Origin of the sequence: Ureibacillus sp. MALMAid1270 (genome assembly GCF_049202975.1) — a bacterium.
Taxonomy (GTDB): domain Bacteria; phylum Bacillota; class Bacilli; order Bacillales_A; family Planococcaceae; genus Ureibacillus.
The window spans coordinates 1-10,361 of record NZ_JBMIRP010000010.1; the positions used below are offsets into that span (position 1 = coordinate 1).

10 protein-coding genes and 1 pseudogene are annotated in these 10,361 nt (G+C 31.1%); 9 read left to right on the forward strand and 2 right to left on the reverse strand.

Going from position 1 to position 10,361, the window contains the following annotated elements:
• Nucleotides 1-357, reverse strand: a 357-nt coding sequence (locus ACOQFO_RS00675; protein WP_421687804.1) for a DUF5677 domain-containing protein, incomplete at its 3' end; no start/stop codon positions are given.
• A 652-nt stretch (nt 358-1,009) separates the two neighbouring features.
• On the opposite strand from ACOQFO_RS00675, the pseudogene ACOQFO_RS00680 reads away from it, so the two are divergent.
• The 7 genes and pseudogenes from ACOQFO_RS00680 (at nt 1,010) to ACOQFO_RS00710 (ending at nt 7,153) form a co-directional block, all read left to right on the forward strand.
• Nucleotides 1,010-1,627: pseudogene (locus tag ACOQFO_RS00680) on the forward strand (nitrite reductase).
• A 413-nt stretch (nt 1,628-2,040) separates the two neighbouring features.
• On the forward strand, nt 2,041-2,751 hold the full coding sequence (locus ACOQFO_RS00685) for a cytochrome c biogenesis CcdA family protein (protein ID WP_421687805.1): 711 nt from the start codon (nt 2,041-2,043) through the stop codon (nt 2,749-2,751).
• Nucleotides 2,752-2,795: 44 nt separating this feature from the next.
• Nucleotides 2,796-3,329, forward strand: a complete 534-nt coding sequence (gene resA, locus ACOQFO_RS00690; RefSeq protein WP_421687806.1) for a thiol-disulfide oxidoreductase ResA — start codon at nt 2,796-2,798, stop codon at nt 3,327-3,329.
• 66 nt (nt 3,330-3,395) lie between these two features.
• Nucleotides 3,396-4,757 (forward strand): HAMP domain-containing sensor histidine kinase, encoded by a 1,362-nt coding sequence (locus ACOQFO_RS00695; protein WP_421687807.1) that lies wholly within the window; start codon nt 3,396-3,398, stop codon nt 4,755-4,757.
• A gap of 25 nt (nt 4,758-4,782) precedes the next feature.
• On the forward strand, nt 4,783-5,460 hold the full coding sequence (locus ACOQFO_RS00700; RefSeq protein ID WP_421687812.1) for a response regulator transcription factor: 678 nt from the start codon (nt 4,783-4,785) through the stop codon (nt 5,458-5,460).
• A gap of 13 nt (nt 5,461-5,473) precedes the next feature.
• Nucleotides 5,474-6,397, forward strand: a complete 924-nt coding sequence (locus ACOQFO_RS00705; protein WP_421687808.1) for a F510_1955 family glycosylhydrolase — start codon at nt 5,474-5,476, stop codon at nt 6,395-6,397.
• Nucleotides 6,398-6,418: 21 nt separating this feature from the next.
• Nucleotides 6,419-7,153 (forward strand): sulfite exporter TauE/SafE family protein, encoded by a 735-nt coding sequence (locus ACOQFO_RS00710; RefSeq protein WP_421687809.1) that lies wholly within the window; start codon nt 6,419-6,421, stop codon nt 7,151-7,153.
• A gap of 220 nt (nt 7,154-7,373) precedes the next feature.
• On the opposite strand, the gene ACOQFO_RS00715 is transcribed toward ACOQFO_RS00710, so the two are convergent.
• Complete coding sequence (locus ACOQFO_RS00715; RefSeq protein WP_421687810.1) at nt 7,374-7,679, reverse strand: hypothetical protein; 306 nt, start codon at nt 7,677-7,679, stop codon at nt 7,374-7,376.
• Nucleotides 7,680-8,149: 470 nt separating this feature from the next.
• On the opposite strand from ACOQFO_RS00715, the gene ACOQFO_RS00720 reads away from it, so the two are divergent.
• Nucleotides 8,150-9,355, forward strand: coding sequence for a D-alanyl-D-alanine carboxypeptidase family protein (locus ACOQFO_RS00720; protein WP_197061781.1), 1,206 nt, complete (start codon nt 8,150-8,152; stop codon nt 9,353-9,355).
• A 227-nt stretch (nt 9,356-9,582) separates the two neighbouring features.
• Nucleotides 9,583-10,095, forward strand: a complete 513-nt coding sequence (locus ACOQFO_RS00725) for a hypothetical protein (RefSeq protein ID WP_421687811.1) — start codon at nt 9,583-9,585, stop codon at nt 10,093-10,095.
• The last annotated feature ends 266 nt before the right edge of the window (nt 10,096-10,361 follow it).

The following is a 10,361-nucleotide window of genomic DNA, read 5'->3' on the forward strand; positions in this document are numbered from 1 at the left end:
ACCAAAGTTACTATGACCTACATTTGAAAGAAGACCATAAAATTCAGGATAATAACTTTTATCTTTACCTAATTTAAAATTACTAGGATTTAAAATACCATTAGCAATTTTATTTCGATTTCTATCTATAATGATGTTATTTTCGCGGTCATAAATGTATTCTTTCGTAAATAATTTCAATAAAACAATAGTAAATTCTTCGAAGCTATCTACATTTTCATTTAAAAATCTAGTACTTAGATAGTTTTCAAATATACTTCTAACTAAAATTAAAACATCTTCGTTATGATTTAATTTTAATAACGCTCGGATACTAACTAAAGATTTTGTACTTTTTGGTAAAATTAAAATACTCATGGTCATATGTAAATTTATTATTTGGTTCTGGGTGTCTAAATAGATCAGCTGTTCCGTAAGAAAACGCAGACCATTCAACAAATCTTTTAGAGTGTAAAATAAACTTGTTAATTAACTTATCTAGTTTTTGTGTATGTAGATGAAATTCATTCAAAATTAAACACCTCCATTTTAATTTAATATTCCTTCTGAAATATAAAAAATCCTGTCGAAAATTAACAGGATTTAAGTAGATATTGTAACCTCATTAGTAATAGTTCTATCATTTGTAGTTGTTGGCAAAATATTTTCTTACATTTTCTGTGATCAGGTCTTAATTCATGGATGGCTAACGGGGTAGTTTAATAAATACTTATAATTGGTTTACATACCATAAGGGGGTATGTTATGAGGAAGGAGGTTATTAAATGTATAAATATAATGTTGGTATACTATTGCTGCGATAGGGTTACTTGCACCTTGGGTAGCTGGTGCAGCGATGGTGTTCAATTCCGTATAAATTGTTTTAAACGCATTGCGCTTACAAAGAGTAAAATTACAAAATTAGATATTTGATGTAACGTGTTACTATATTTAGTGGCAAGTGTATAATATCTATTAATTATGTACTTTATCATCATATAGTAGACGAATGGGAGAGGAGGTAAATTATATGGAGGACAGTGGTAAAAAAATTAAGATTGCCATAAATGGAGGAATAGGATTTGGAGCAAAACTCAACTCAAAACAACTTGTTACAATATCAAAATATTTGAATGAAGATGAAGAACTTGAGTTAACTACCTTCCAACAACTTTATATAGAAATCCCGGAAGAAAAAAAGGAAAATATTATAGAGGAATTTCAAAGTGTAGGATTAGTATGTTATCCAGTTGGGAATTTTGTAAAAAGTTTAAGAACCTGTAATTTTTGCTAAGGGGAAGAAGAGGAAGGAATGCCGATAGCAAAAGAGTTAAATAGTCGTATAGCCGGGAAACCAGTACCATTTACCCTAAAAGTTGCGTATACAGGTTGTCCGATTGGTTGCGGTGAACCTATGTTAAGCGATATAGGTGTTATGAAGATTAGAGATCATTACAATTTATATGTTGGAGGAAAAGCAAAGGGGAAAGACGCCGAGGTCGGTGTCTTGCTGATGGAGAATCTTACACCAGAACAATTATACAATACCGTAGAAAAAATTATTGCTATTTATTCAGAATTTGGGAAAAAGCGAGAGACATTCTATAAATTTTTTAAACGGATAGGTAGAGATTATTTAATAAGTTAATATAAATTTATGCATTTCATAATAAATTAATCGACAAAATGTAAGTAAATTGGGTTGAATCTTTCAATTCTGATGGAAAAGTGGAAATAACATTTAATAGAGCTATTAAAGATTCAGGGTATGAGGCTATGGAATTAGCTTAAGGAAGAAGTTGTGGGGGTTCGTGCTACCATTAATTTAAAAAAGTTCGTTTACTATAATAATAATTGAGCGTTTATCCAATAGGATAAACGTCTTTTTAGTTTGCGGTGCATTTTGGTGAAAGATGTTAATTGATCCTTATGAGTAGGGTTTATTATCCTATACATCGATTCTTTCTTCATAATTTCTGCACATTTATAATTTATACTCTTAATGAATTGTTTACTAATAATCGATTTCATTAAATCGGAAGAAAGGTTTGTGAAAATTTCATGGCTGAACAGATAACTATCTTCCTTGCTTTTGGAGCGGGACTTTTATCTTTTATTTCACCGTGTTCGTTGCCTCTATATCCTGCATTTCTTTCTTATGTTACTGGAATGTCCTTTAATGAATTGAAAGAAGACAAAGGAATATTTCAAAGAAAAGCACTTATCCATACAATTTTATTTTTAGTTGGATTTTCGATTATTTTTTTGGCTTTAGGACTTTCAACTTCAATTATTGGAAAAATATTCATACAGTATCAAGAATTACTTAGACAAATTGGTGCACTATTTATGGTTATCTTTGGATTAGTAATTCTAGGTTTTTTCAAATTTGATTTTTTAAGTTCGGAGAAAAGAATCCAGTTTAAGAAAAGACCTAAAGGATACATTGGTTCCGTTTTGATTGGAATAGGTTTTGCAGCTGGGTGGACACCCTGTACAGGTCCCATTCTTGCAGGTGTAATTGCGTTAGGAATATCAAATCCAAACCAAGGGATTATTTATATGCTGTTTTATGTACTTGGTTTTGCAGTTCCATTCCTAGTCATGTCACTATTTATTGGGAGAATGAAATTTCTTCAGAAAAGAAGCGACCTGTTTATGAAAATAGGTGGGATCTTAATGATCCTAATGGGTATTCTATTATACTTTGATCTGATGACAATGATTATTGCATTATTAACACCATACTTCGGTGGATTTACAGGATTTTAATCACTTATTTATGACGTAAATAAATGGAAGGATAGTCTTTAATTATGGATATGAAAAAGAGGCGTAGAGTAGTAAGATTTGTTATTCTACTGTTATTATTCTCAGCAATAGTATTTACGATATATACAAGTTTAACGAAAGAAAAAGCTGAAGTTTTACAAATAGGTGATCTTGCACCAGATTTTGTACTTTTAGATATGAATGGAGTAGAACACAGGTTATCTGATTATAGGGGACAAGGGGTCTTTTTAAACTTTTGGGGAACTTGGTGCCAACCCTGTGAAAGAGAGTTTCCAATAATCAATCGTTATTACCAAGAATATAAAACACAAGGTCTTCAGGTTTTAGCAGTAGACATAGCTGAATCGGATTTTGTAGTACAAGAGTACATTGACCGTAAAGGACTAACATTCCCTGTATTAATTGATAAAAGTAAGGACGTTATGGGTGCATATCATGTTAAACCTTTACCAACAACAGTTCTTGTTAATCCAGAAGGAAAAATAGAGAATATTATTACTGGTGAAATGAGTGAAACTGCTATACGCAATTATATGGAACAGATATTGCCGGAATAGAAAATTAAAAAATCTTTTGAATCCTCAAGAAAAAGGATATCTTGAGGATGGAGGAATCGAATAATTATGAACAAGATTTCTATAAAACTAGCTACTTGTTTTTTTATCGTAGTGATTGTGATGGAATGCTTTCTAATGGTTTATCTTCACCGAAGCATTATCCATACTAGAGTTGAAGAGGAATTTTCACTTTTATTGTCTAATGGAGCTAACCATAGAGATGTATTAGTTGAGTACTATTCTGAAACTACAATAAAACATATTGTACTAATGGAAATGAATGAGGAAAGGGAAGTTGTTATTACTGATAATTCAGGGAATATCGTAGGAGATTCAGGGATAAATAGCGACGTATTAGAAGAATATTTCCCACTTATAAAGAGTACAGAAGGTGGTAAGGATGAGATATTAATTTCCGATTGGGAAAATTCTCCTTACATCGTGAGTAATCACCCATATAACGTCGGGGAAAATGAATCTGGTAATGTCGTAATGTTTCAAAGTACAAACTCTCTCAATCAAATGGTTAGTTACTTAAATATTCACTTCGTAATAGCGGGGATAATGAGCTTTTTAATACTTCTACTTTTATACGCTTTTTTATCAAAAGTGATTACTAGACCATTAATCCGGATGAAAGAAGCTACTGAAAAATTAAGTAAAGGCGAGTTTAATGTTAGTCTGCCTAAATTAGGAAAAGACGAACTTGGAGAATTGTCTTTTTCTATTCAAAAATTAGCCAATGATTTGGAAAGACTAAAAAAAGATCGAAATGAGTTTCTAGCCTCTGTTTCACACGAATTAAGTACACCTTTAACTTATCTAATTGGATATTCAAATGTTGCAATGAGAGATGGTTTGAATGACCAGGAAAGAAAGCAATATCTTGAAATTATTGGAGAAGAGTCAAATAGGATGAAGGATCTCGTCAAGAACTTGTTAGATCTTGCGAGAATGGATGAAAACTCTTTTACGGTAACAAAAACCTATTTTGATTCACAACCATTCCTGGAAGACATTTGTAAACTAGTTGCCCCATCCTTTGAATTGAAAAATATCAAATTAAACTTAAATAGTAACGAAAACTTTACAATATATGCTGACTCTATTCGATTAGGGCAAATAATTGTTAATTTATTAGATAATGCTTTGAAATATTCAAAAGAAAATACGGAAGTAATTTTGGAAGCATATAAGAAAAAGGATAAAACGGTAGTTAAAGTCATTGATTCTGGAATTGGTATTCCGTCAGAGGAATTAGAATTTATTTTCGAGAAATTATACCGTGTTGAAAAATCTCGTTCGAGAGAATATGGTGGTTCAGGAATTGGATTAGCAGTTGTAAAAGAGTTAATTGAAGCACATGGTGGTACTATTAGTGTGGACAGTAATTTAGGGATAGGAAGTACATTTACCATTACTATCTAATAAAGGGGGTGCTGATATGTCCGGAATGCAGACAATTCTTTTAGTTGATGATGAGCAAAGAATGTTAGATTTAGTTGAATTATTTCTTATTCCACATGGATATAAGTGCATCAAAGTTACGAGTGGTAGTGAAGCAATAAAAATAATAGAGAGAGAAAAAGTTCAACTTATTCTGTTAGATGTCATGATGCCTGAAATGGACGGATGGAAAGTATGTGAACAAATCCGTGAATTTTCAAATGTACCAATTATTATGTTGACCGCTAGATCTGATAAAGATGACTTAGTTAGAGGTTTAAATATTGGAGCTGATGACTATATTTCAAAGCCATTTAATGAAAAGGAGTTAGTAGCTCGAGTAAATGCGGTACTAAGAAGATTCCCTGAAGATGAAGAGGAACAAAACATAATCAAGTTTAATAGTTTCTATTTGGATCAGGAAACATACTCATTACATTATTTAGATTTAACTGTTCAACTGACACTTAAAGAATTCAATATATTAAAAGCTATGATTTCTAGACCTACTAAAACATTTACACGAGAGGAACTAATGAGTGCTGCTTGGGAATATGAAACAGATACTGATATTAGAACAATAGACTCACATATCCGTAATTTGAGGGATAAACTTGGAAAAGCAGGATTACCAACTAATGATTTCCTTAAAACCGTTTGGGGAATTGGATATAAGTGGAGTTAAAGGAGAATTAATAATGAAAAAGTTTACAATGATATTTAGTCTTTCAATAGTAGTTTTAGTTTTAACAGCCTGTAGTTCTAGTGGAAATATTGAGTTTCAATATGAAAAAGTAACAAATAATCAAATCGATCATATTCATGGTGCAGGATATATAAACGGCGAAGATGATGTTGTCATTGCTACTCATACAGGTTTATATTCCTACGGTGAAGAAGGTTGGAAAGAAGCAAATGCCCAAAAACATGATTATATGGGATTTCAGGCAGTAAGTGACGGTTTCTACGCAAGTGGACATCCTGGTCAAGGTTCTGACCTTGAAAATCCGTTTGGACTAATCAAAAGTACAGATAAAGGTGCAAGTTTTGAAAAGTTAGCATTTTATGGAGAAATTGATTTCCATTATCTTGCTGCTGGGTACAATTCAAACTCAATATATGTATTTAATGAAATGCCAACAGAAAAATTACAGAGTGGCCTACATTATTCAACTGACGAAGGTAAAACATGGTCTTCATCTGCTTTAAACGGTTTCGAATCTTCATACCTTTCTAATTTTGCTGCCCACCCATCGAAAGACGAACGACTTGTAGTCGGAAGTAATGATGGACTTTATATTTCTGAAGATTTTGGTCAAAATGTAGAAAAATTAAATTCTACAAGTATGATTTCTTACGTTACATTAACCGAATCAGGTGGCTACTACACAAATTTTGATGATTCGAATGTTTATTTAAAATCATTTACATTTGAAAGTGCAAAAGAAAACGAAATTTCACTACCAGTGGAAATAATGAAAGACCCTATTATCTTTATTGCTTCTAATCCAAATAACAGTGAAGAAATAACGATCGTTACTAATAATTTAAATATTTATTTAACAAAAGATAATGGACTTAATTGGCAGAAATTAGCGTCAAATGGTGAATTAACAAAATAATATAAGGTGCTGGAGTTTACAATGTATAGTTTTCTATCTGACATTAGTGGAATGATTATTGAACCAATTTCAGTTTTTATGAATTCCTACGAACATTCGCCGATTGTTGTTGCAATTTTGCTCGGATTAATAGGAGCATTTGCACCATGTCAATTAACCGGAAATATTAGTGCCATTACGTTTTATGGCAATAGAACGATACAAAAGGGAAAAATTTGGACTGAAATTACATTCTTTATTTTGGGTAAAGTTGTTGTGTTCAGTTTAATTGGATGGCTTGCCTGGATTTTTGGACAGGCATTTGAAACAGAGATGACAAAGTACTTTACAGTATTCAGAAAAGCAATCGGACCATTATTGATCATAACAGGTCTTGTACTACTTGGATTGTTTAAAATGGAATTTCTTGGACGAATAACTGACCGTATTCCAGTCATAATGAAAGAGGGAAAACTTGGCTCCTTTTTATTAGGAGCAAGTTTTTCACTCGCATTTTGTCCAACTATGTTTGTCCTGTTTTTTGTTTGGTTAATGCCTACCGTTGTCTCCACTTCATATGGCTTTGCACTACCAGCAGTATTTGGACTCGCAACGTCTATTCCTTTATTACTTATTTTTGCTCTAACTGAAGTTTTTGATGCAAAACGAGCAATTATGAAGAATAGTAGAAATATAGGAATACTTGTACAAAAAGCAGCGGGTGTAATTCTTATTATTATTGGGATATTTGATACGCTTACTTATTGGGGAATATAGGTGAAAATGGTTCAAAAAAATGCTTGAATATTTATAAGCATTTTTTATTTGCTTTTTATATATCAATAATGGGCTATATTGAAGGTTAAAATTGATTATAATTTTTCATGTAGAATTGTACTTAAATTAATGGGGACGATTGCACAATAAAGGCAATCGTCCTTTTCTTGTTAAAGTAAAATAGTAGGAGAGTAGTAAGTTAGGAATTGCTATTAAAAAACTAAAAGCCAAGCCTCTTAACAACATACTCTTCTGTTGCATTACTGAGTAAGTCTTCCCAAGAATCGAAGTTTGATTTGTTTCTAATAAACTCATCCATTTCGTCATCTGGAATATCTTCAATGTTTTTATACTTGTTGAAAATTTCACTATTTTCAAATTCAACAAAACCATTGAAATCTGTGTTTTTTATTAAAAAAGTATCCGTTAATAACTCAGTAATCGGAATTGATTTAGTTTTTGATAATTCTTTAGCTCCTTTTTGTAATTTCTTTAGTTTGTTTAGTCCAGTGATTTTAACGCCCATTAATGACACCTCCTTTAATTGTAAATATTCTACAGAAAAGAAGAGAACCCTTTAATAAGGAAATGGGGGGGAGCATTAAAATTCCACAATCGTGTGCTTCAATTGAATAAGAACTACAAAAATAATTAAACTTTTTTATAAAGACTACATACTTAATAACAAAGAAGAAAGTATTTTGATCTATCGTTGCTCATAATACTTTCTTTTTATTTATTATTTGATTTGACTTTTAGAGTTATTTTTTATCAATCTTTAATTCAAGCCAACAAATATTTCTAAAACTTAAATAATATTAACTGTAACCAGGACAATTATAGGTTCTAAGTCTATTTAAAAAGTAAATTTAAAATGAGAAGTATTACGTTTTAATTACATTATATATTTCCTTTAATTTCTCCTTAATTTTTTCATATTTTTTTCTTAAAATACATTAATACATTAGGTAATTTAATATGGGGAGAATAATACATATGGGCAGATTTATAAGCATTGAATTTTCATTTGTAAAGAGATTATTGATGTTACTAATAGTCATTTCAATATTTTCGAACAGTTTTAATAATAAGGTAATTGAAGCAGTATCTCCTGATAAACCACTTATTACAAGTGAAGCTGCAATCTTAATAGATGGAAAAACAGGTCGAACTTTATATGAAAAAAAACCAGATAAAAAGATGAATCCAGCTAGTTTAACAAAAATTGCCACTGCTATTTATGCAATTGAAAATGGAAACCTTGATGACCTTGTAACGATCAGTCACAATGCAAGGGAAGTAGTTGGTACTAGAGTTTATTTAGAAGAAGGAGAAAAAATAACATTAAAAAGGCTTATTCAGGGGCTTCTAATCAATTCTGGGAATGATGCAGGTGTGGCAATCGCAGAACATTTGGATGGATCGGTAGAGGGGTTCGCAACTAGTTTAAATCGGTATTTAAAGGATTTAGGACTTCAAAATACAAACTTTGTTAATCCACATGGTCTATACCATCCGGAACACCAAACTACTGCCCGTGATCTCGCTTTGATTACAAAATATGCAATGAAAAATAGAGACTTCCGAGAAATATTTGGGACAAAGGAACTAAAGTGGAATGGGAAGTCATGGGATACAACCATATATACCCATCACAAATTAATGAGGCAACAACCATATGATGGGATTACTGGAGGAAAAACTGGTTATGTTGTTGAGTCTGGTATTACTTTAGTTACTACTGCAACAAGGGGAGAACTTTCATTAATTGCCGTTACTCTTAATGCCCCATCAGAAGATATTGCATATCACGATACAGTAGACCTACTTGATTATGGTTTTGACAATTTTAATGTTGAGAGTATTTCCGAAGGCCAATTGTTTGGAATCAATAACGAGGAATATATAAATAATGATATTCTTATTTATACGATTTCTAAAAATGAAAAGATTCATCAACAGATAACTAATGATGGTTTATTAGAATTAAAAAACGACTTCCAAGATGTAATTGCCACATTTCAGTTAGAGAGAATTACGACTCTTGATGATAAAAATGTATCAGAAACCAAGGATAGTCAAATAAAAGATCACAGCAATTATACATTTATATATGTTTTATTTTTTACAATGTTTGTTCTTGCCTTATTAATGATAAGCAGATGGTTCTATAGAAACTTTAATAAAAAAATGTACTACTAAAAAACTAAAATTAAAATCAATTATTTGTAGATGTTTAATTAGCCATAATAGCTTGAATATAGTTATTTCTTCAAGCTATTTTTTTGCGTAAAAGATATTATCCAAATAATTTGTCAATGTTTTTAATGAAATTTTTATGTAATTTAAAGGTTGTGGGCATACCTCTAAAGGGTATTTAATATAATTTGATATGAATTAATAAATCGATTATTTTAAAGGATGGATTTGTGGGATACTATCAGTTATTTATTTTAGTTTCATTATTAATCTTAACAGTAATTGTCATTTTATTATCAAGAATTTTAAAGAAGAATATTAAACCCATGCATGGAATGAGTATTATCATGTTTTATAGTATGAATTTTGGATTAACAATTGGTACTCTTTTTGGTGGTTTATTTCAGGGGAATTTGTTTTTATCAACAGTAGTTTCAATTTTATCTGGGTTAATTATTGGACTTATTTGTGGAAGTGTTTTTGGGATTCTCGCTGCATTAGAAGGAATAATGTCTGGACTAATGGGTGGGATGATGGGTGCCATGTTAGGTGAAATGGTTAGTCTCGAGCAAATTATTCCTCTAGTTAGAATTTTTTTATTGCTATCCATCTTAACTATATTTTTATTTGCGATATTTTCTAAGAGAAATAATTTAAAAGACACGAGTAATAAGTTTTGGGTTTTGAAACCACTTGTAATTTTAGCTTTGATTTCCTTTTATATAGAGTCTCGGAATAAATAACAATTTTTCCGGGTGAAATGAACCAAAATTACTGGAAATTGGATTGGAATGGCCTGCACAATCATTATTTTCATTGTATTTTCAAAAATGTCCATGACAAAGAAACCTATTACCATTATTTTTTTAAAAATTGACTAGGCGGCTTTAGGAAAGATGATTTCTTCAATATTTAACTGCTCTTTCTGACTGCTGTACCAAGCATCGATGTGCTGACACATCATTATGGCGTATAGGCGAATGTACCACATTTTTGTTGACCGGTGGCG

Excerpts from the sequence above, each read along its gene's own strand:
- ACOQFO_RS00685 (WP_421687805.1), top strand. The coding sequence starts at position 2,041 with ATGGCTGAACAGATAACTATCTTCCTTGCTTTTGGAGCGGGACTTTTA.
- resA (WP_421687806.1), top strand. The coding sequence starts at position 2,796 with ATGGATATGAAAAAGAGGCGTAGAGTAGTAAGATTTGTTATTCTACTG.
- ACOQFO_RS00695 (WP_421687807.1), top strand. The coding sequence starts at position 3,396 with ATGAACAAGATTTCTATAAAACTAGCTACTTGTTTTTTTATCGTAGTG.
- ACOQFO_RS00700 (WP_421687812.1), top strand. The coding sequence starts at position 4,783 with ATGCAGACAATTCTTTTAGTTGATGATGAGCAAAGAATGTTAGATTTA.
- ACOQFO_RS00705 (WP_421687808.1), top strand. The coding sequence starts at position 5,474 with ATGAAAAAGTTTACAATGATATTTAGTCTTTCAATAGTAGTTTTAGTT.
- ACOQFO_RS00710 (WP_421687809.1), top strand. The coding sequence starts at position 6,419 with ATGTATAGTTTTCTATCTGACATTAGTGGAATGATTATTGAACCAATT.
- ACOQFO_RS00715 (WP_421687810.1), bottom strand. The coding sequence starts at position 7,679 with ATGGGCGTTAAAATCACTGGACTAAACAAACTAAAGAAATTACAAAAA.
- ACOQFO_RS00720 (WP_197061781.1), top strand. The coding sequence starts at position 8,150 with ATGGGCAGATTTATAAGCATTGAATTTTCATTTGTAAAGAGATTATTG.